We start from the raw sequence: 20,772 nt of genomic DNA on the forward strand, positions 1-20,772 counted from the left end.
GACTGGAGGCGCGGTGCCGGCTGGCACCGCGCCTCCCGTCCGTCTGCTGGTCGCCCTGCGGCCGGCGGCCGTTTCGCGCTCACCGACAGTCCACGCGCCGCCGGGTCCGTGAAGTGTCGGTGGGCACGAAAGTCCGGCCGGCCGCGCTACTTCTTGCCGCCGCCGAGCAGGCCGCCCAGGCTGCCGAGGATGCCGCCGACGTCGAGGCCGCCGCCACCCTTGCCGCCGCCCGCCCGCCGGCCGCACCGGATCCGCCGCCGAGGAAGCCCCCGAGCAGCCCGCCGATGTCGAACCCGCCACCGCCCGACTGCGTCGCCGCCTTCTGGTTCCCGAGCTTGCTCAACACGATCGGGGCGACGAGCGGGAGCACCTTGCCGATGATCCCGCCGAGGTCCACGCCGCCGCCGGTGCTGCCGAGCGCCGCCGCAACGTCCTGCTGCTTGCCGCCGAAGACGTTGGCGACGATCTTGTTGCCGTCCTCCTCGTCGACGTCGTCGATCGTGCTGGGGTCCGGCTTCGCGGCGTGCTTGTCGAGGGCCTTGTCGAGCGAGGCCGCGCCACCGTTCTCCACGTTCTTCTGCAGCCCACCGACGAGCGCCGGGACCGCCTGGCTGACGGCGTTCCTCGCGGTCGCCTCGTCGATGCCGAGCTTCTTCGCGATGTCGCCGATCGGGATCGCCCCGAGGAGGTCGTCGAGTCCTGCCATGGTCGTCCACTTCCGTTCGTGGTCGTCGGCTGACCGTGCGGGAGCGCACGAGGTGCCGCTGCTGGCTGGAGGCTATCCGGAACCCGTGCGCGCGGTTCGTGTGCGGCGCTGTCGGCTGCACGGGTTACCGTCGGAGCATGGAGCGTTCGGAGATCCTCGCCGCGGCGGCTGCCGCGCACGCCGCCCGCATCGCCGAAGCCGGCGGTGACGACGCCGCTGCCCGCGAACGGGCCGAACTCGTCCGGAAGCGGGCGGACGGGCTCGTCGACCGGATCGAGCGGAGCGAAGCCGCGGACGACGCCGCGCGTGACGCCGACCGTCGGCGGGCGGGAGAGGCCGACCGTGCCGCCTCCCGGACCGAGGGCTCGCTCTCGGACTGGCACCGGATGGGCACGCGGCGCGGGGTCACGCCCGACGAACAGGTCCGCACGGCGTGGACGGTCACGGGTGTGCCGGAACCGGGCGACGCGCGGGCCCTGGCGAACATCCTGCTGTCGACCGCGGGGCACGCCGGACGCGTCGCCGACGCCGCACGGAAGAACCCACGACTCTCGGGTGCCGCGAGCGCCGCGGCGCGACGGACGGTCCGGCGCTACACGGACCACGGTGCGGACATGGCGTCGTTGGGGGACGTGCTGGACGAGCCGGCCGACGACGACGAATGATCGCTGACCAGGACTTTCGTGGAGCGATCCAATCGTCATGTTGTCTTCATGACGGATTGACAGGACATGGATTCGGGTTACGATCCTTCCAAGCGATGCAGCCTGATCACTGACGAAGGAGTCACCCGCATGGTCGACATCAAACCGACAGCCCCGAGCGTCCCGCTCCCGCCCGTCGGACAGGGCCCGCACGTCCGCCGCCTCGGCGTCCTCGCGCTCGTCGCCACCTTCGGCGGTCTGCTCTTCGGCTACGACACCGGCGTGATCAACGGCGCGCTCCTGCCGATGAAGCAGGAGCTCGGCCTGACGAACCTCACCGAGGGCGTCGTCACGAGCTCGCTCCTCTTCGGTGCCGCGATCGGCGCCATGCTCGGCGGTCGGATCGCGGACGGCTGGGGTCGCCGCAAGACGATCATCCTGCTCGCGGTCACGTTCTTCGTCGGCACCCTGATCTGCGTGTTCGCGCCGGTGTTCGGCGTGATGGTGGTCGGTCGTGTCCTGCTCGGCCTGGCGGTCGGCGGTGCGTCCACGGTCGTCCCGGTGTTCCTGGCCGAACTCGCCCCCTACGAGATCCGCGGGTCGCTCTCCGGCCGCAACGAGCTCATGATCGTCATCGGGCAGCTGGCCGCCTTCGTCGTGAACGCGATCATCGGCAACCTCTGGGGTGAGGGCAACGGCGTCTGGCGCGTCATGCTCGCCGTCTGCGCGCTCCCCGCCATCGCACTGTTCGTCGGCATGCTGCGCGTCCCCGAGTCGCCGCGCTGGCTCGCGTCGAAGGGCCGCAACGACGAGGCGCTCGAGGTCCTCGGGCAGATCCGCTCGAAGGAACGCGCCGAGGCCGAGCTCGAGGACATCAAGCGGTCGAACGAGTTCGAGTCGAAGGTCCAGCAGCAGAGCGGCTGGCGCACCCTGCTCGGCAACAAGTGGCTGATCCGCATCGTGCTCATCGGCGCCGGCATCGGTGTCGCCCAGCAGCTCACCGGCATCAACTCGATCATGTACTACGGCCAGACCGTGCTCATCGAGTCCGGCTTCCAGCAGTCGGCGGCACTCATCGCGAACATCGCCCCCGGTATCATCGCCGTCATCGGTGGCGTGATCGCGATCTACAACATGGAGAAGATCAACCGGCGCACGACGCTCATCCTGGGCTACTCGCTGACGACTGTCTGCCACTTCCTCATCGGCATCGCGTCGATGACGCTCGTCGAGGGGAACCCGGCCCGCCCGTGGGTCATCCTGTTCCTCGTCGTCGCGTTCGTGGGTTCGATGCAGACGTTCCTCAACATCGCCACGTGGGTGATCCTGTCCGAGATCTTCCCGACGCAGATCCGTGCGCTCGGCATGGGCATCGCGGTGTTCTGCCTCTGGATCGCGAACGCGTTCCTCGGGCTGTACTTCCCGACCATCGTCGCCGCGACCGGCATCACCGGGACCTTCTTCGGATTCGCGATCGTCGGCGTGCTTGCCCTGCTCTTCATCTGGAAGTTCGTCCCGGAGAGCCGCGGCCGCACCCTCGAAGAGGTCGAGGAGGGCGTCACCACCGGCAACATCTTCACGGTCCCCGCGAAGCAGGCACGGCGGTAGAGCCCACCGACGCAACGGACTGGAGGCGCGGTGCCAGCTGGCACCGCGCCTCCAGTCCGTTGCGCTGTCGCGTCTACGGGCGCAGGAGCACCTTGCCGACGCGGCCGGCGGTGTCCGAGGCACGGACCGCGTCGCGGACGTCCTCGAAGGCGAACGTCTCCGCGACGGGGAGCGTCAGTGAACCGTCGAGCACGCGGGTGATGAGCTCGCCGAAGAGCTGCCCCTTCGTCTCGGCCGGCATCGTCTTGCTGACGACGCTGCCCCAGAAGCCTTTCACCGTGAGCTGGCCGAAGATGACCTTGCCGGACGGGATCTCGAGCGTGGGGGAGGCCATCGCGCCGAACACGACGAGGGTGGCGTTCTCGCCGAGCACGCTCGCGATGTCGCCGGCGGCCTTGCCGCCGACGGACTCGACGCCCGCGACGATCGGCGCACCGCCGGTGATCGCAGCGACCTGGTCCTTCCAGTCGTCCGCATCGGTGGCGACGATGCGCTCGATGCCCTGCTCGCGGAGCTCCTCGACGCCGGCGGCGCGGCGGACGAGCCCGATCACGTTGATGCCACGCGCGGCGCCGAGCTGGGCGACCATGCGGCCGACCGCGCCGTTCGCGGCGTTCTGGATCAGCCAGTCACCCTCGTGCAGGTCGAGCGAGTGCAGCAGGCTGATCGCGCTGAACGGCATCGAGACGAGCTGGGCCGCGGCCTCGTCGGGCATCGCGTCGGGCACCGGGACGAGCCCGGCGGCGTTCGCCGTGTAGTACTCGGCCCAGACGCCGAACGCCCCGCCGGCGACGCGCTGGCCGACCTGCAGGTTCGTGACGCCCTCGCCGAGGGCCTCGACCACGCCGAGCGCCTCGGTGCCGGAGGCCGCTGGCAGTTCGGGCTTGAAGCCGTAGGTGCCGCGGACGGTCCAGAGGTCGTGGTTGTGGATTGGGGAGAGGACCGTGCGGACGAGGACCTCGCCGGCGCCGGGGGTGGGGACCGGGCGCTCCTGCACGCCGAGGACCTCGGCCGGCTCGGCGAAGGTCTCGTGGACGACGGCGCGCATGGTGGTGGGGGTGGTGCTCATGGACTAGTCCTCCGAGACGGTGATGGTGACGTCGATGTTGCCGCGGGTCGCGTTCGAGTACGGGCAGACCTGGTGCGCGGCGTCCGCGAGGGCCTGTGCCTGGTCGTGCTCGAGCCCGGGCAGGACGACCTCGAGCAGCACGGCCAGCTGGTAGCCGCCCTCGCCGTTCGGGCCGATCTGCACGCGGCCACCGACGGAGGAGTCGGCGATCTTCACCTTCTGGCTGCGGGCGACACCCTGCAGTGCCGAGTGGAAGCACGCGGCGTACCCGGCGGCGAAGAGCTGCTCGGGGTTGGTGCCGGCGCCGGAGCCACCCATCTCCTTCGGGATCGCGAGGTCGAGCGCGAACGAGCCGTCGCTGGTGGCGACGCGGCCGTCGCGGCCGGCGCCGGTGGAGAGGGCCTCGGCGGTGTAGAGGGCTTCCATGGTGTTCCTTCCTTCGTGGGGTCAGTGGTCCGCGGCGGCGCGGTTCGGCGTCGCAGCGGCGTGCATGGTCTCGGTCAGCCGGTGCAGCGTCGCGATGAGTTCCGTCGCCGCGTGCTCGTCGGGCAGGCCCATCCCGGCGGCGATCGTCGACGGGATGTGGGCGAGTTCGCCGCGGATCGAGCGGCCGCGGTCACCGAGGGTGATCGTGACGACCCGCTCGTCGGTGCTGCGACGTTCGCGACGGACGAGGTCCGACTGCTCCATGCGGCGCAGGAGCGGTGAGAGGGTCCCGGAGTCGAGCTGCAGGTGGTCGCCGAGACCGGAGACGGTCTGGTCGCCCTCGATCCACAGCGTCACGAGGACGAGGTACTGCGGGTAGGTGAGCCCCCACGGTTCCAGCAGGGTCCGGTACGCCTGTGTGGTCGCACGGCTCGCCGCGTAGAGGGAGAAGCACACCATCTCGTCGGTCACGGGCATGGAACAAGCATTGCACGCAACTCAGTTGTGCACAACCGTATCGGGGACGCCCGTTGCCGATCTGTCTCGGTCACGCCCCGGTCGACCGCCCATGGTCACCGCCGTCCCGACCGCGGCGAGGACGAGGCCGATGCCCGCGACCTGCGCGGACGAGAGTGTCTCCCCCGGCGTGGGGTCCGGTGCGGCTGACGGGAGGCGCGGGGCGGGGCCGACCCGCGCCTCCCGTCCGTCAGTCGGTCGCGTCGGCGGTCGCCGGGGCGGCGTCCGGTCCCGCCTCCTCGGTGTCCTCGGAGCGACTGCGCAGGCGCAGGGTCGCCGCGAGGCCGAGCACCAGGAAGCCCGCAGCCGACCAGGCGGCCGCGCGCGTGCCGTCACTGAACGCCTCGGCCGCAGCGGCTCCCGCAGTCGGACTCTGCTCGGTGGGTGCCGCGATCGACCCGCCGGAGGACGCGACCACGGCGTCCGCGATCTGCGACGCGGACGCGATCGAGGCCCCGGCGTCCTCGAGCCGGTGCTGCAGCAGCGTGCCGGTCGACGTGAACGGCACCGTGCCGAGCACCGCGATGCCGAGCGCCGACCCGATCTGCCGGGCGGCGCTCTGGGCGCCGGAGGCCTCGCCGCTCCGCTCGACCGGGACGTCCCGCAGCACGACGCTCGTGAGCTGCGCGGTCGCGAGCCCGACACCGAACCCGTAGACGAACCGGCACACCGTACGCCCGGAACGGCGACCTCGTGGAGCGGGCTCACGGGCGGGGTACGGACACCGTCGAGCGCGCGCATGGCCGGGACGGTTAGGCTGACGTGACCCACGATGACCACCAACGACCTCGACAACTCAGCGACCACTGGAGCCGGCCCCACCCGCCGCACCGGTAGGGCGTCGTCCCACGGCAAGACGATCCTGATCGGGGAGCACGCCGTGGTCTACGGCGCACCCGCGCTCGTCCTGCCGGTCATCGACGCCGTGGTGGTCGCGACGGTCACGCCGATCGACGACGCCGAGGGGCACCACCTCGAGTCGACCGTGCACACCGGCCCGCTCGACCTCGCACCCGCCGCCGTGATGCCGACCGTCACCGCGGTCACCGCCACGCTGCGGCACTTCGGCGTGACGGACCGCCGCTTCCACGTGCGCGTCGACAGCGAGGTCCCCACCGCTCGCGGCATGGGATCGAGCGCGGCGGTGGCAGCGGCGGTGACCGCGGCGGTCGCGGACGCACTCGGCGAGACGCTCGACGCCGAGGCGCACCACGGACTCATCCAGGAGTGCGAGCGGGTCGCCCACGGTCGACCGTCCGGACTCGACGCCCGCGGGGTCGTCGCCGACGCACCGGTCTGGTTCGAGGGCGGCCGCATCGAGCCGGTCGAGCTCGGCGCCCGGTTCGCCTTCGTGGTCGCCGACACCGGGGTCCCCGGCCACACGCGCGAGGCGGTGTCCGCCGTCCGTGCCCGTCACGACGCCGACCCGGACGGCACCGGTGCCGTGATCGACCGGATCGGCGCACTCGCCCGACGCGCGCGGGCGACGCTCGTGGACGGCGACGCACAGGCGCTCGGTGCCACGATGGACGCCGCGCACGAGCTGCTCAGCGACCTCGACGTGTCGAGCGACGACCTGGACCGGCTCGTCGGCGCCGCACGTGCGGCCGACGCCCTCGGCGCGAAGCTCACGGGCGGGGGCCGCGGCGGATGCGTCATCGCCCTCGCCACGGACGTCGACCACGCGGACCGCATCGCGGCCGCACTGCGCGGCGCAGGTGCCGCAGCCACCTGGACCACCACGATCGGAGACCGCGCCTGATGACCGCCACCGCCGTCGCGCACCCCAACATCGCCCTCGTCAAGTACTGGGGCAAGGCAGACGCCGCACTCGCCCTGCCGGCGACCGGCAGCGTCTCGATGGGACTCGACGTGTTCCCGACGACGACGTCGGTGACCGTCGGCGACACGGCGGACGACACCCTCACGCTCAACGGCTCGGTCTCGACCGACGGGGCGCTCGTGCGGGTCGCGCAGTTCCTCGACCTCGTGCGCGAGCTCGCCGGGTCCTCGGCGCGTGCGTCGGTGGTGTCCGAGAACACCGTGCCGACCGGAGCCGGACTGGCCTCGAGCGCCTCGGGGTTCGCGGCGCTCGCGACCGCGGCCGCGGCGGCGTACGGTCTCGACCTCTCCGCGCGCGACCTGTCCCGGCTCGCCCGACGCGGCTCGGGTTCGGCCACCCGGTCGATCCCCGGTGGCGTGGCGGTCTGGCACGCCGGCGACGACGAGGGCTCCTACGCCGAGCCGATCCCCGCGCCGCCGATGGCCATGGTCGTCGTGACGATCGACGCCGGCCCGAAGGCGATCGGCTCGCGCGAGGCGATGCGGCGCACCATCGCGACGTCGCCGTTCTACCCCGCCTGGGTGACCTCGACCACCGAGACCGTCGGGGACATGCTCACCGCCTGCGCCGCGGGGGACTTCACCCGCATCGGTGAGCTGACCGAGAGCAACGCCCTCCGCATGCACGCCACGATCGAGGGCGCCTTCCCGCCCATCCGCTACCTCAACGCCCGCAGCGTCGCCGTGTTCGACGCCGTGGCCGAACTCCGTGCCGCCGGGGTCGAGGCGTACGCCACCGCCGACGCCGGCCCGAACGTCGTCGTGCTCACGAAGCCCGAGGACCGGGGCGCCGTCGCGTCCGCGCTCGCGGGCTTCGGCGACGTGATCGAGTCCGGTACCGGACCAGGCGCGCGCCTGCTCGGCTCCGAAGTCCCTGCGACGCAGGACCCGGAGGCACCCGCACCGGGTGTCGTCCGACCAGAGGAGTCCGCCGAGTGATCGAGTTCCGTGCCCACGGCAAGCTGTTCGTCGCGGGCGAGTACGCCGTCGTCGAGCCGGGCCAGCCGTCCGTCATCATCGCCCTCGACCGCGCCATCACCGCGCGCGTGCGCGAGGGCCACGGCGCCGGCAGCGTGCACTCCGAGGAGTACGGACACCTCCCGCTCACCTGGACCCGCGCCGAGGACGGCATCGCGCTCGACACCGAGCACCACCCGTACGACTACGTGATGGCGACGATCGACCTCGTCGAGAAGCTCCGCGCCGAGCAGGGCATCGCACCGCGGTTCCACGACCTCCGCATCCACAGCCAGCTCGACGACGCGAGCGGCCGGAAGTTCGGGCTCGGGTCCTCCGCGGCGGTGACCGTCGCCACGGTGGGGGCCCTCGACCGCTTCTACGGACTCGGGCTCTCGCAGCGGAAGCGCTTCCAGGTCGCCCTGCTCGCCACGATCCGGGTGAACCCGCGCGCATCCGGCGGGGACCTCGCCGCGAGCACCTTCGGCGGCTGGCTCCGCTACAGCGCACCGGACCGCGAACGGCTCGCGGCGCAGCTCGACACCCGCACCGTGACCGAGATCCTCGGCGACGCGGACGCGTGGGAGGGCTTCGACGTCCAGCGGCTGCCCGCCCCCGAGAACCTCGAGCTGCTCGTGGGCTGGACCGGTTCTCCGGCCTCGACCACGAAGCTCGTCGGTGTCGTCCGTCGGCACCGCAACGGCGGCTACCAGGCGTTCCTCGACGAGAGTCGCACCTGCGTCGACGACCTCACCGTCGGTCTGCAGACCGGCGACGCCGAGCGCACCCTCGGGGCACTCCGGCGCGCCCGTGGGCTGCTCCAGCGCCTCGGCACGTCGGTCGGCTCGCAGATCGAGACCGAGCGACTCGCGACCCTGTGCGACGTCGTCGAAGCCGCGGGCGGGGCGGCCAAGCCGTCCGGTGCCGGCGGCGGCGACTGCGGCATCGCGCTCGTCCCGGCGGACACCGACCTCGCCGGCATCCACCGCGCCTGGGAGGCGCACGACATCAGACACCTCAGCGTCGCGGTGCAAGCGCCCGAAGGGAGCGTCGATGACTGACCTGCTGACCCCGATCCCCACGAAGTGGGTGGGGCCGATCCGCATCAGCGGCAACGCGGTGGAGGGCGAGCACGAGGTGCCGCTCGCCACGTACGAGTCGCCGCTCTGGCCGTCCGTCGGCCGCGGTGCCCGCATCTCGCGCATGGTCGAGGGCGGCATCGTCGCGACCGTCGTCGACGAGCGCATGACCCGTTCGGTCGTCGTCCGTGCCGACAGCGCGGCCGCGGCACACCTCGCGACCGGGCGCATCCTCGCCCGGCAGGACGAGCTCGAGCAGATCGTCGCCGGCCAGAGCCGCTTCGCGAAGCTCATCGAGGTGCACCCGGAGATCGTCGGGGACCTGCTGTTCCTGCGCTTCGCGTTCACCACCGGCGACGCCTCCGGGCACAACATGGTCACGCAGGCGGCGGACAAGCTCCTGCCGGCGATCCTCGCGTGGGAGCCGGGCCTGCGGTACGTCAGCGTCTCGGGCAACTTCTGCACCGACAAGAAGGCCACCGCGGTGAACGGCATCCGCGGACGCGGCCGGAACACCGTCGCCGAGATCGTCATCCCGGGCGAGGTCGTCGAGAAGCGGCTCCGGTCGAGCGCGGCACGCATCGCCGAGCTCAACGTCGCGAAGAACCTCGTCGGGTCGACCATCGCCGGGGCCATCCGCTCCGCGAACGCCCACTACGCGAACATGCTCCTCGGCTTCTACCTGGCCACCGGGCAGGACGCGGCGAACATCGTCGAGGGCTCCCAGGGCATCACGAGCGCCGAGGACCGCGACGGTGACCTGTACTTCGCCACCTCGCTCCCGCACCTCATCGTCGGCACGGTCGGCAACGGCAAGGGCGGGGACCTGCCCGTCGTCGAGGACGCCCTCGTGCGCCTCGGCTGCCGCGAGGACCGCGAGCCCGGTGCCAACGCACGCCGGCTCGCCGCCCTCTGCGCCGCGACCGTCCTGTGCGGGGAGCTCTCCCTGCTCGCCGCGCAGACCAACCCGGGCGAGCTGATGGCCGCCCACGTCGCGATGGAACGTCGCGGCGCGAAGCCCGCCGGAGGTGCAGCGTGACCCGCATCGGCATCCACGACCTCGCCGTCGCGACCGGGCACCACGTGCTCGAGCTCGACGACCTCGCCGAGCGCCTCGGGGTGGACCCGGCGAAGTACCACGTCGGCATCGGGCAGGACGCGTTCAGCGTGCCCGCTCCCGACGAGGACATCGTCACGATGGGCGCCGCCGCCGCGAAGGAGATCATCGACCGCCACGGTGCCGACGGCATCCGCACGGTGCTCTTCGCCACCGAGTCCGGCGTGGACCAGTCGAAGGCCGCCGGGGTGTTCGTGCACGGCCTGCTCGGGCTGCCGCAGAACGTCCGCGTCGTCGAGCTGAAGCAGGCCTGCTACGGCGGGACCGCTGCCGTCCAGCTCGCCCTCGGCATCGTCGCGCGTGCTCCGCGGGAGCGCGTGCTCGTGATCGCCGCCGACGTCGCGCGCTACGACGTCGACACCGCCGCCGAGCCGACGCAGGGTGCCGGCGCCGCCGCGATCCTGATCGCCGCCGACCCCGACCTCATCGAGATCGAGCCGGCCGCGGGCGTCTTCACTGCCGACGTCGACGACTTCTGGCGGCCGAACGACCGCTCCACCGCGCTCGTCGACGGCCGCCTGTCCGTGAGCGCCTACGTCGACGCGTTCGTCGGGGCGTGGGACGACCTCGCGGGGCAGGGCGGCCCGGCGTACGAGGACATCGTGCGCTTCGTCCACCACCAGCCGTTCACGAAGATGGCGCTCAAGGCGCACCGGAAGCTCACGCAGCACGTCGGGGTGCCCTTCGACGAGTCCGAGCTCGCCCTCGGGTTCACGTACAACAAGCAGACCGGCAACACCTACACGGCGTCGCTCTGGATCGGGCTGGCCGCACTGCTCGACCTCGACGACGACCTCGCCGGGGAGCGCATCGGCCTGTTCAGCTACGGGTCCGGCAGCGTCGGGGAGCTCATCACCGGCATCGTGCAGCCGGCGTACCGCGAGCACCGCCGTGTGGGTCGGGTCCGCGAGCTCCTCGCCGCCCGGGTGCCGCTCTCGGTCGACGCCTACCGCGAGCTGCACGCCGCGGGTGCCGCGACGAGCGAGGACGTCGAGCGTCCGCGGGTCACGGCTGCGCCGTACCGCTTCGCCGGCGTCCGCGGCGGCGCGCGCCGCTACGAGGCGACGCGCCCCTGACGTGACCGCGCGTCCCTGACGTGACCGGCTGACGGACGGGAGGCGCGGTGCCGGCCGGCACCGCGCCTCCCGTCCGTCACGACTCACGCCGCTGCGGACAGGACCTCGCGTTCCAGACGCTGGTAGCTCGTCTCCATGCCGTCCGTCATGCCGGTCGCGAGGATCATGTCCCGCTGCTCCCGGTCGGGGTAGGTGATGCGGAGCGTCATGAGCGTGACGCCGTCGGCCTCGTCGAACTGCAGGTCGTTGACGTTGGCCGGGAACGGCGCACCGGTCATCCGTTCGGTCGTGACCATGCGGCGTTCCGGCTCGATGACGAGGTTCTCGCCCTCGAACCCGAACGCCTCGCCCTCGGTGTCCCCGACGGGCGCCCAGGCCTGCCGGAACGAGCCGCCGACGACCAGGTCGTCCTCGCACACCGTCATCTCCCACCCGTCCGGGCCGAGCAGCCAGCGGCGCATCAGCTCCGGCTCCGTGTGCGCACGCCAGAGCAGGTGCCGCGGCGCCGCGAACGCGCGGGTGATGGCCACGTGGGTGTCGTCCACGATCTCGGTGACCGTGCCCCGGCCGAGGGCGTACTCGCGGAGGTCGGCCAGCACCGTGTCGAGCTGCCCGAACGCCTGCTCGTAGCCGTCGAGCATGCCCATCTCGAGCATGGCGTCGAGGTCGGCGGAGGACGCGAACGACGTCAGCACCGTCACCCGTGACCCGCTGCCGACGGTGTCGAACGACAGCACGGTCTCGCTCGCGGGCAGCGAGTCGTCGACGGTGCCCTCGGCGTCGGAGAACAGGTCGCGGAAGGCGATCCGGCGGGGTTCGTCGACCTCGGACACCTGCCAGAGTGCGTGGAACCGTTCGTTCTCGGGCGAGGTCATCCGGTAGTGGGCGACGCCGCCGGGACGGAGGTCGAACGACGTGAACGTGGCGGGGAACCCGGGCGGACCCCAGAAGCGTTCGAGCTGCCGGGGATCCGCGAACGCTGCCCAGAGGCGTTCGACGGGGACGGGGAACTCGGCCACGAGGGTCATGGTGAGCTCCTCGGGGTCGGTGTGGACGGACGTGGTCGGCATCAGTGGCTCCCTTGCGTTCGGTCGTCGCCGCGCGGCGCGCGGTCTGCTCCCAGCAGTGCGTCGAGCCGGTCGATCCGGCCGCGCCAGAGGTCCGCGTAGCCGTCGAGCAGCCCACGGACGCGATCGATCTGTCCCGGCTCGGCGCGCACGATGCGGGTGCGGCCCCGGGGTTCCTTGGTCACGAGTCCTGCTCCTTCGAGGACGGCGACGTGCTTCTGGACGGCGGCGAACGACATCGCGTAGGCGTCCGCGAGCGCGCTCACGGAGGCCTCGCCGACCAGGGTGCGACGGACGATGTCGCGTCTGGTCGCATCGGCCAGGGCGTGGAAGACCCGGTCGACCTCGGCATCGCTCAGTTCGATTCGTGCAACCATTTGGTTGTACGTTACGACGGTCCTGCCCGCCGCACAACCCCCGCGGTGTACAAGGACCCATGGGTCAGCTCATCTACGACGGAGAGCCGCTCGACCTCCGGATCGACGACCGAGCGCTCACACACCTGCAGATCGTCATCGTGAACATGCTCCGGCGGGAGCACCGGTTCGCGTTCTCGTGGAAGGACGACGCCGTCCACGGCAACGGGCGCAGCACCATCTGGATGCACCCGAACGTGAGCCTGCACTTCAAGTTCTCCGGCAGCCGGGTGCCCCGGATCAACCGCAGCTGGCTCGAGGACCTCTACGCCGCAGCCACCTCGGGCTCCGGTCTCGTGCTCACCCCGGAGCCGTCGGACACGAGCACGGCGGACGACTCGGCGTGGTCCCGCGCGGTGGTGCCCGGCGACGCGGACGACGACTCCGGCACCGACGACGCCGGGTAGCACACAGCCCGTGAACGGTCAACGGGTCGCGCACGTCCGTGCAGTCTGAGTACGGTGGGCGTACCGCGCGAGTGATCGACTCCGGCCCAGGGAGCCGGTGACGGTGGCTCCGCGGTCGGAGGGGGGAACCACGCGACGCGCGAGGAGTCCCGGATCAGGGGCCTCCCGGCCCACAGCGCCCCCTCGCCGTCGCCCCGGTCGTGGATTCGGGTTCCGCACCGGGGCGACGGGCGTGGCACCGGCCGCGCGCGCCGCTCAGTACACGTCGCGGACGTAGCGCTTGCCGCGCCGCATGTCGGCGAGGTACGCCTGCGCGTCGTCCTCGCCCTTGCCCCGCTGGCTCCCGATGACGGCCAGGAGCGCCTGCTCGACGTCCTTCGCCATCCGTGAGGCGTCACCGCACACGTACAAGTGTCCGCCGTCCTCGAGCCACGAGTAGAGCTCCGGGGCGTGTTCGAGCATCCGGGTCTGCACGTAGACCTTCTCGGCCTGGTCGCGCGAGAACGCCAGGTCGAGGCGGTCCAGGACGCCCTGCTCCTGCAGCTCGGTGAGTTCGTCCTCGTAGACGAAGTCGGTGTCGCGGTGCTGGTCGCCGAAGAACAGCCAGTTCCGGCCCGTCGCCCCGGAGACCGCACGCTCGTGCAGGAACCCGCGGAACGGTGCGATGCCGGTCCCCGGGCCGACCATGATCATCGGCGCGGACGGGTCGGCGGGGACCCCGAACGACGCGTTCGGCTGCAGGTAGACGTCCACGGTGCCGTCGGGGGCGACCCGGTCGGCGAGGAACGTCGACGCGACGCCGGCGTACATGCGGTGCGGGTCCCCGTACCGGACGGACGCGATCGTCAGGTGGATGCGGTCCGGGTGCGCGAGCGGGCTCGACGAGATCGAGTACTGGCGCGCCTGCAGCGGTCGGAGGTTCGGCAGGAGCTCGTCGAGTCCGGGTGCCGCGGGTCCGGCGTCGCGGAGCAGGTCGAGCACGTCGCGACCCCACAGCCAGCGGTCGAGCTCGTGCTTGTCACCGTGCGAGACGACGGCGGCGAGCTCCGACGACGGTGCGCGCTGGACGAGGTCCGCGATGAGGTCCTTCGAGGGCGTCCGGATCTCACGGTCGGTCCGCAGGACCTCGGTGACCGGGCGGCCGTCGAGCGTCTCGGAGCCGTTCGCGCCGACCTGCTCGAGCAGCTCGCCGACGAACACCTCGTCGTTGACCGGCACGACCGCGAGCGCGTCGCCCGCCGAGTACTCGATCCCGGAGTCGCCGAGGTCGAACTCGTAGTGCCGGATCTCCTTCGCGCTGCGCGGCGAGGAGAGCAGCCGGTTCTCGACCAGCGTCGACGGGTACGGGTTGCGCTTGTTCCACTGGGCGCCGGGCCTGGAGGCACGGCTCGCGCCCGCCCCGCCGGCCGCGGTCGTCGCACCGGTCGCCGCCACCGCCGTGGTCGCGCCGGGCTGCACGCCCGCCTCCGCCGCCAGACGGTCGAGCACCGCGGCCGTCCAGAGCGCGGCCGGGTCCTCGTAGTCCACGTCGCAGTCGACGCGGTCGTGGATGCGGGTGGCGCCGAGCTGCTCGAACCGGGTGTCGAGGAGCTTGCCGGCCTGGCAGAACTCGTCGTAGCTCGTGTCGCCGAGCCCGAGGACGGCGTACTGCAGTCCCTCGAGCCGCGGCACGGTGCTCGCCTGGATCGCGTCCCAGAACAGTCCGGCGTTGTCGGGCATCTCGCCCTCGCCGTACGTCGAGGTGACCACGAGCACGTGGGACATCCCGGCGAGCTGCTCCGGCGTGACGGCGTCGAGCGCGGTGGCACGACCGCCGAGCCCGCGGGCCTTCGCGCCGGCGACCAGCTCGTCGGCGAGGAACTCCGCGTTGCCGGTCTGCGTGCCGAACAGCACGTCGATCGTCGTCGTCGGGGCGCCGCCGGAGGCCCGCTTGCCCGCGGCGGCGATGCCGGCGATGAACCCGGCGAGCCAGGACTCCTGGGCCTGCGAGAACGGTGCGTCGACCGGGATCAGCGATCCGGTCGGGGGGAGCAGGCTCACGCGGACACCGCCTCGGTCGGCGCCTGCGGTGCACGGCGGGCGATGTCCTCGAGCGCTGCGTTCGCGAGCAGCTCGTCGAAGCGGGCCTCGCGGACGCGGCCGTCGTTCTTGGCGTTCTGGTGCATGATCCACCCGGTGGTGCCCGGCGCGTCCATGCTGCGGTTGTTCCGCTGCGTGAGCGCGCGCTTGTAGTCGTCGAGGCGCTTGATCGCGATGAGGGTCGCGAGCTCGTCGTCCGCGAAGCGGTCCAGCGTGCCGCGCAGGTACTTCACGACGCGCTGCTTCACGAAGAAGTCCTCGGTGAGGATGAGGTTCTTGACCGCCTCGGTCACCCGGGGGTCGTTCGGGCCGGCCGCGCCGGGGACCCGCTCGAGCGCGAGGTCCTGGGCGACGCCGAGCACGGTGTACGAGGACAGGAGCGAGAACATGTCGTCGCCCTGGTCGCCGAGGGACGGGGCACGGCCGCCGAGGACGGCGCGCTGGTCGCGGTAGTCGACCTTGAACGCGCGGAGCTTGTCCGTCGCGATCGAGGTCGCCAGTTCGTCGAGCAGCTCGTTCCGGCTCGCCGCGGCCAGGATCTCGCCGGCGTCCTGGGTGAGCAGGAGCGCCCGGGGCATGCCGACGAAGACGTGCTGGCGGGTGGTCTCCCACTCGGCGAGCAGACGCTCGGCCAGCGCCGAGCCCGTCGCCTCGAGGTGCCACTCGAGCAGCAGGCGCGCCGCTGCTTCGTGGAAGGCCCCGCGCTCGGTGTCGGTGACCGGGAACACGAGGAGCGAGTCGGTGCTCGCGCGCTCGGTGACCTCGCCGGAGGGGTCGTACTGGTAGAGGAACCCGCCGGACATGCCGTTGCCGAGGCCCTTGCCGAAGGTGCCGAGGTTGAACACGGCACCGCCCGTCATGTACTCGCAGCCGAAGTCCCCGACGCCCTCGACCACGGCGGTCGCGCCGGAGTTGCGGACGGCGAACCGGTCGCCGGCCTCGCCCTCGACGAAGGTGCGGCCACCGGTCGCCCCGAACAGCGCGAAGTTGCCGACGAGGACGTTGCCGCCGTGCCCGGCGCTGCCGCCACCGGGGGCGCGGACGATGATCCGGCCACCGCTCTGGCTCTTGCCGACGCCGTCGTTCGCGGTGCCGGTGTGCTCGAGCACGATGCCGTCGTTGTTGAACACGCCGTACGACTGCCCGGCCGACCCGAGCGTGCGGATCGTGACTGCGCCGTCGACGAGTCGGCGGCGTCCGCGGTCGTCCGTGGTGATCGCCGGGTGCCCGGACAGGTCGGTGTCGCGCAGCTCGTGGTTGAGCAGGCGCTCCACGTCGATGCCGAGCTGGCCGCCGACGGACTTGTCGCTGTTGCCGAGCAGCGCGCCGTGCACGAGCACGTGCGCCTGCTCGTGGTCGACCAGGGCCGTGCGGACCCGCTCGAGCAGCGCGTCGTCGGTGTGGAAGTCCTTCTCGAGGTACTCCGGGTCCTCGACGAGCTTCTCGGGGACCTGCGCGAGGAGCGCCCGGACGTCGAGGCGCCCGACGCTCGCCGGGTGGTCGAGGAGCTGCAGCAGGTCGGTGCGACCGCGGGCCTCGCGCAGGGAGCGCAGGCCGAGGCGCGCGAGGATCTGCCGCACGTCGTGCGCGATGTTGAGCAGGTACTGCGCGAGCGCACGGGGGTCGCCCTCGAACGCCTCGGCGTTCGTGGTGAGGCCAGCCGGGCACTTCACGTTGCAGTTCTTCGCCATCACGCAGCCGAGCATCATGAGCGCGGTCGTGCCGAACTCGAAGCTGTCGCCGCCGAGCAGCGCGCTCGTGACCACGTCGGAACCGGTCTGGTGCGCGCCCGAGCAGCGGAGCGTGACCTTCTGGCGGAGGCCGTTCGCGACGAGCGCCTGGTGGACCTCGGCGACGCCGATCTCCGCCGAGCGGCCGGCGTACTTCAGGCTCGTGACGGCCGCGGCGCCCGTGCCACCGGTGTTGCCCGCGACGTTGATGACGTCCGCGCCGGCCTTGGCGACGCCGACCGCGATGGTGCCGATGCCCTCGGAGGACACGAGCTTCACGATCACCCGGACACGGGCGGCCTTGCAGTCGTGGATGAGCTGCGCGAGGTCCTCGATCGAGTACGTGTCGTGGTGCGGCGGCGGCGAGATGAGCTCGACGCCGGGGGTGCCACCACGGGCCGCGGCGATGTCCACCGTGACCTTCGGCGCGGGCAGCTGGCCGCCCTCGCCCGGCTTCGCGCCCTGGCCGATCTTGATCTCGAGCTCCTCGAGCATCGGGTCGGCGAGGTAGCCCGCCCAGATGCCGAACCGTCCCGAGGCGAACTGCTTGATGCGCGAGCCGCGGATCGTGCCGTAGCGGGAGTGGTGCTCGCCGCCCTCACCACTGTTCGACATGCCGCCGACCATGTTCGTGCCGTGCGCCACCGCCTCGTGCGCGGTGGCGACGAGCGCGCCGTGGCTCATCGCGCCGGACGCCAGGGTCCGGGTGATCTCGTGCGCCGGCTGGACCTCGTCGAGCGCGACGCTCGCCGGGGCGTGGTCGAGCAGTGCGAGCATCTCGACGGCGGAGCCGGTGGCGCGGAGCGTCACCTGGGTGTCGTCGACGGAGTCGACGTCGACCTGGCCGGGGTGCAGCAGCGCGAGGCCGTCCGCGAGGGCCGCGTGGCGCAGTGCACCCGTGGTCCCCGTCGACGTGAGCTCGAGGCGGAAGCGAGCCGTGCCTCCTGGAAGGTCCCCGTCGTCGGCCGGACGCGAGCCGGAGAGCCCGCGCACCGTGACGCTCGCGTTGCCGGTGGTCGAGAAGCGGCCGAGCTCGCGGGCGAAGTCCTCTGCCGTGTCGATGCCGGTGACGTCCGCGGGCAGCGCGAGGACGTCGCGGAGGGCCGCGGGACGGCGCGACCGCTCGTCGTGCGTCGTCTGGAGGAACGTGACGTAGCCCGGGGTGATCCGGTGCGCGTCGATCTCGGCGTCGCTGAGCCGGTCGTAGCCCGTGTTGCGGTAGGCGGTGTCGGTGATGCCGAACGCGTCGTCGAGCTGGCCGAGCGTGAGGAGCCGCAGTGCCTCGGAGTCACCGGAGCGCTCGAAGGCCGGACGTTCCTCGGTCATGCCGCCGAAACCGCGCACGCTCGCGACGCCGAACGAGTGCCCAGCGCCGTCCGAGCGCTCCTTGAAGAGGCCGAGCATGGGCACCTGGCCCTCGGACTCGACTGTACGGGCGCGCTCGTGCCAGTCCGTCGCGGCCTGTGCGATGCGGGCGAACCCGACGCCGCCGACCGGGGCCTGCATGTGCGGGAAGACCCGGGCGAGCAGGTCGTCGCGGGTGTCGAGGTAGTTCGGCTCGAAGAACTCGCCGCCGATGTAGCTCTCGGCCGTGCAGAGCCCGACGCGGCCCATCGTCTTCGCGAGGGCCTTCTCGGCCGCCTTCCGGAAGCGCTTGAGGGCGAGGTCGGTCGCGGTCAGCTCGCCGGCCGGGGCGGGCGCTGCGGGGTACTTCTCCTCCGCACGGAGACGTGCGGAGAGGCTGTACACCGCTGCGGCGCCGAAGCCGAGCGCCGTCGCCACGTGGTGTGACGATGGCAGCTGACCGGACTCGGCGACGACGGAGATCCGCAGGCGCAGACCGGTCTCGATGAGCCGCTGGTTGACGGCGGCCACGGCGAGGATGACGGGGAGGGGCGCGTGCGTCGACGACACGTTGCGGTCGGTGAGCACGGCGATGCCGCCGGTGCGCTCGGCGAAGGCGGCGACGGCGTCGGCGAGGTGCTCGGTCGCGGTGCGGACCGCGTCGGCGTTCGCCTGCTCGTCGCCGAGCACCGGCACGTAGAGCATGTCGAAGCGCTCGAGCGGCACGATGTCCTGCTCGCGCAGCCGCACCATGTCGAGGTGCCCGAGGATCGGGGACGCCACGACGAGCTGCCGCGTCGCCGAACCCGTCCCGTCGGGCTTCGCGCCGAGGGCGACGCGCATCGACATGCCGTCGGCCTCGCGGATCGAGTCGAGCGGCGGGTTCGTCACCTGGGCGAAGCGCTGCGAGAAGTACTTCGCCATGCCGCCCTCGGTGTCGCTCAGGGCGTTGATGGCGTTGCCGTAGCCCATCGCCGAGATCCGCTCCGAGCCGTTCTGCAGCATCGGGTCGAGCATGAACCGGAAGCTCTCCTGGTTCAGCGAGTACGCCACGTAGCGGCCCGCGAGCGACAGGTCGCCCTCGTAGCCGAGCGTGGTCGTCGTGCGCTGGTACTCCGGCGCCGGGACGTCGTCCAGGTTGACGCGCGCGGCGTCGAGGAGCGTCCCGTACGGCTTCCGCGCGGCGAGCATCTCGAGCACCTCACGCGTGCGCATGAGCGTGCCGGTGCGGTGGTCGACGACGAGCATGCCGCCCGCCTCGATGCGGCCGCGGTGCACGACGTCCTCCGGCTCGAACTCGACCTGACCGGCCTCGGACGACACCATCAGGTACTCGGCGGTCTGCACCGAGCGCAGCGGGCGCAATCCCAGTCGGTCGAGCCGTGCGCCGACCACGTCGCCGTCGCTGAAGATCACGGCGGCCGGGCCGTCGTTCTTCTCCTCGTACAGCGAGAAGAACTCGAGCATGTCCCGCACCGCCGGGGTCAGGGTGCGGTCGTTCTCCCACGCCGGGGGCATGAGCGAGACCACGGCCTCGACGATCTCGAGGCCGTCGTCGAACACCCGGCTCTGCAGGGTCTGGTCGAGGCGGCTCGAGTCGGACTGGCCGGGCGGGCGGACGATGCTGCGGGTCCGTGCACGGGCGAGGGCCTCGTCGGACAGCCGGTTCTTCCGGTCGGTGTTCAGCTCGCCGTTGTGCGCCATCAGGCGGAACGGCTGCGCCATCGTCGGGTGCGGCTCGGTGTTCGTCGAGAACCGGGTGTGGAAGTAGAGCGTCCGGACCGAGTGGCGCGGGTCACGCAGGTCGGTGAAGTACCCGATGACCTCGCCGGAGTTCAGCCGCCCCTTGAGGATCTGGGTCCGGGCGCTGAGCGACAGCGGGTACAGGGCGGCGTGCTCGGCGCGGTCGGCGGCGGCCTGGCCGTACGACACCGCTTCGATCGCGAGGAGGGCGCGGTTGGCGGCGGCGTCGACCTCGGCGCGGGTCCACGCCTCGGGGGCGCGGAAGACCCACTGCACGATCGGCAGCTGGTACTGCTCGGCCTCGGGGCGCGCGACGGAGTGGTCCACCGGGACGTCGCGGACGAGCAGGAGTTCGAAGCCCTGCTGCTCGATGGCGTCCGTGACGGTCTGCTGCGCACGGGCGCGCTCGGCGTCCGCAGCCGGGCCTGCGCCACTCGGCACGAAGCAGTTCGCGACACCGAAGTGGCCCGCGCGGAGCTCCTCGCCGGTGATCGCGCTGAAGAACTCCACCGACAGGTCGATGCTCACGCCCGCGCCGTCACCGACACCCTCGGCGGACTTGCCGCCGCGGTGGGGGATGGCGCACAGCGCTTCGTCGCCCTTGCGGATGACGTCGTGGCTCGGCGTCCCGTCGAGTCGGGTGATGAAACCGACGCCGCAGTCGCTCGATTCGCGGGCAGGGTCGTAGAGACCGAAGGAGGAGGGGTTCACGTGTGCAGGTCCAGTGGGGCGTTGCCGGCAGCGGACGGCCAGGCTGCATCAGTGGAGCGCTCGCCGCGGGCAGACCGATGGTGGCAGTCGGGCCCTGTGGGGTTGTGGTGCGGTGAGGCGATGCTACGGCGCGGTATACCGCCCGCGCAACACCGCGGGGCCGGGGTGCGCGGCGCGGGCGCGGCGGGGGTGTGCGGGGCGGGTGCGGCGGGGGTGCGGTGCGGTTCGCTTCCGC

Annotated in this window: 17 protein-coding genes; 8 read left to right on the forward strand and 9 right to left on the reverse strand. The window is 72.1% G+C overall.

Annotated elements, in window-relative coordinates:
- Window positions 1-79 precede the first annotated feature (79 nt).
- On the reverse strand, window positions 80-706 hold the full coding sequence (locus ACEN8D_RS14970) for a DUF937 domain-containing protein (protein ID WP_495601055.1): 627 nt from the start codon (window positions 704-706) through the stop codon (window positions 80-82).
- Window positions 707-843: 137 nt separating this feature from the next.
- Between ACEN8D_RS14970 and ACEN8D_RS14975 the strand changes: the two genes are divergently transcribed.
- Both ACEN8D_RS14975 and ACEN8D_RS14980 read left to right on the forward strand, forming a co-directional pair.
- On the forward strand, window positions 844-1,371 hold the full coding sequence (locus ACEN8D_RS14975) for a hypothetical protein (protein WP_070418049.1): 528 nt from the start codon (window positions 844-846) through the stop codon (window positions 1,369-1,371).
- A gap of 129 nt (window positions 1,372-1,500) precedes the next feature.
- Entirely contained in the window at window positions 1,501-2,958 is a 1,458-nt protein-coding gene (locus ACEN8D_RS14980) for a sugar porter family MFS transporter (protein WP_070418050.1), read from the forward strand.
- Window positions 2,959-3,031: 73 nt separating this feature from the next.
- On the opposite strand, the gene ACEN8D_RS14985 is transcribed toward ACEN8D_RS14980, so the two are convergent.
- The 4 genes from ACEN8D_RS14985 to ACEN8D_RS15000 all read right to left on the reverse strand — a co-directional run bounded on the left by ACEN8D_RS14985 (window position 3,032) and on the right by ACEN8D_RS15000 (window position 5,639).
- The gene (locus ACEN8D_RS14985; protein WP_071302910.1) at window positions 3,032-4,006 is read right to left on the reverse strand and encodes a zinc-binding dehydrogenase; all 975 of its coding nucleotides are present in this window, start codon (window positions 4,004-4,006) and stop codon (window positions 3,032-3,034) included.
- Between the two features lie 24 nt (window positions 4,007-4,030).
- Window positions 4,031-4,453: an organic hydroperoxide resistance protein gene (locus ACEN8D_RS14990; protein WP_022905450.1), complete on the reverse strand. Its 423-nt coding sequence runs from the start codon at window positions 4,451-4,453 to the stop codon at window positions 4,031-4,033.
- 21 nt (window positions 4,454-4,474) lie between these two features.
- Window positions 4,475-4,930 (reverse strand): MarR family winged helix-turn-helix transcriptional regulator, encoded by a 456-nt coding sequence (locus ACEN8D_RS14995; protein WP_175473692.1) that lies wholly within the window; start codon window positions 4,928-4,930, stop codon window positions 4,475-4,477.
- A 229-nt stretch (window positions 4,931-5,159) separates the two neighbouring features.
- Window positions 5,160-5,639 carry a hypothetical protein gene (locus tag ACEN8D_RS15000; protein ID WP_495601056.1) on the reverse strand — a complete coding sequence of 160 codons (480 nt, stop codon included), beginning with the start codon at window positions 5,637-5,639 and terminating at the stop codon, window positions 5,160-5,162.
- 102 nt (window positions 5,640-5,741) lie between these two features.
- Between ACEN8D_RS15000 and mvk the strand changes: the two genes are divergently transcribed.
- The 5 genes from mvk to ACEN8D_RS15025 are packed head-to-tail and all read left to right on the forward strand — an operon-like array spanning window position 5,742 to window position 11,040.
- Window positions 5,742-6,731, forward strand: coding sequence for a mevalonate kinase (mvk, locus tag ACEN8D_RS15005; protein WP_083413974.1), 990 nt, complete (start codon window positions 5,742-5,744; stop codon window positions 6,729-6,731).
- Window positions 6,731-7,750: a diphosphomevalonate decarboxylase gene (gene mvaD, locus ACEN8D_RS15010; protein ID WP_413399083.1), complete on the forward strand. Its 1,020-nt coding sequence runs from the start codon at window positions 6,731-6,733 to the stop codon at window positions 7,748-7,750. The genes mvk and mvaD overlap by 1 nt, the downstream gene beginning before the upstream one ends.
- The gene (locus ACEN8D_RS15015; protein WP_070418054.1) at window positions 7,747-8,829 is read left to right on the forward strand and encodes a phosphomevalonate kinase; all 1,083 of its coding nucleotides are present in this window, start codon (window positions 7,747-7,749) and stop codon (window positions 8,827-8,829) included. Before mvaD ends, ACEN8D_RS15015 begins: the two co-directional genes overlap by 4 nt.
- On the forward strand, window positions 8,822-9,886 hold the full coding sequence (locus ACEN8D_RS15020) for a hydroxymethylglutaryl-coenzyme A reductase family protein (protein WP_070418055.1): 1,065 nt from the start codon (window positions 8,822-8,824) through the stop codon (window positions 9,884-9,886). The genes ACEN8D_RS15015 and ACEN8D_RS15020 overlap by 8 nt, the downstream gene beginning before the upstream one ends.
- Window positions 9,883-11,040 carry a hydroxymethylglutaryl-CoA synthase gene (locus tag ACEN8D_RS15025; RefSeq protein ID WP_413399082.1) on the forward strand — a complete coding sequence of 386 codons (1,158 nt, stop codon included), beginning with the start codon at window positions 9,883-9,885 and terminating at the stop codon, window positions 11,038-11,040. The genes ACEN8D_RS15020 and ACEN8D_RS15025 overlap by 4 nt, the downstream gene beginning before the upstream one ends.
- Before the next feature lie 83 nt (window positions 11,041-11,123).
- Here ACEN8D_RS15025 and ACEN8D_RS15030 read toward each other — a convergent pair whose 3' ends face one another.
- Both ACEN8D_RS15030 and ACEN8D_RS15035 read right to left on the reverse strand, forming a co-directional pair.
- Complete coding sequence (locus ACEN8D_RS15030; protein WP_413399056.1) at window positions 11,124-12,110, reverse strand: SRPBCC family protein; 987 nt, start codon at window positions 12,108-12,110, stop codon at window positions 11,124-11,126.
- Window positions 12,110-12,484 (reverse strand): ArsR/SmtB family transcription factor, encoded by a 375-nt coding sequence (locus ACEN8D_RS15035; RefSeq protein ID WP_309776727.1) that lies wholly within the window; start codon window positions 12,482-12,484, stop codon window positions 12,110-12,112. Before ACEN8D_RS15035 ends, ACEN8D_RS15030 begins: the two co-directional genes overlap by 1 nt.
- A 59-nt stretch (window positions 12,485-12,543) precedes the next feature.
- Between ACEN8D_RS15035 and ACEN8D_RS15040 the strand changes: the two genes are divergently transcribed.
- Window positions 12,544-12,930 (forward strand): DUF7882 family protein, encoded by a 387-nt coding sequence (locus ACEN8D_RS15040; protein WP_070418059.1) that lies wholly within the window; start codon window positions 12,544-12,546, stop codon window positions 12,928-12,930.
- 255 nt (window positions 12,931-13,185) lie between these two features.
- Here the strand turns inward: ACEN8D_RS15040 and ACEN8D_RS15045 are convergent, their stop codons facing one another.
- Together ACEN8D_RS15045 and ACEN8D_RS15050 are read right to left on the reverse strand one after the other, a co-directional pair.
- Window positions 13,186-14,970 carry a sulfite reductase subunit alpha gene (locus ACEN8D_RS15045; RefSeq protein WP_413461459.1) on the reverse strand — a complete coding sequence of 595 codons (1,785 nt, stop codon included), beginning with the start codon at window positions 14,968-14,970 and terminating at the stop codon, window positions 13,186-13,188.
- A complete protein-coding gene (locus ACEN8D_RS15050; RefSeq protein WP_413461458.1) occupies window positions 14,967-20,537 on the reverse strand; it encodes a glutamate synthase-related protein in 5,571 nt (1,856 codons plus the stop codon). Before ACEN8D_RS15050 ends, ACEN8D_RS15045 begins: the two co-directional genes overlap by 4 nt.
- Between the last annotated feature and the right edge of the window lie 235 nt (window positions 20,538-20,772).

The organism is Curtobacterium sp. Curtsp22 (genome assembly GCF_059492135.1).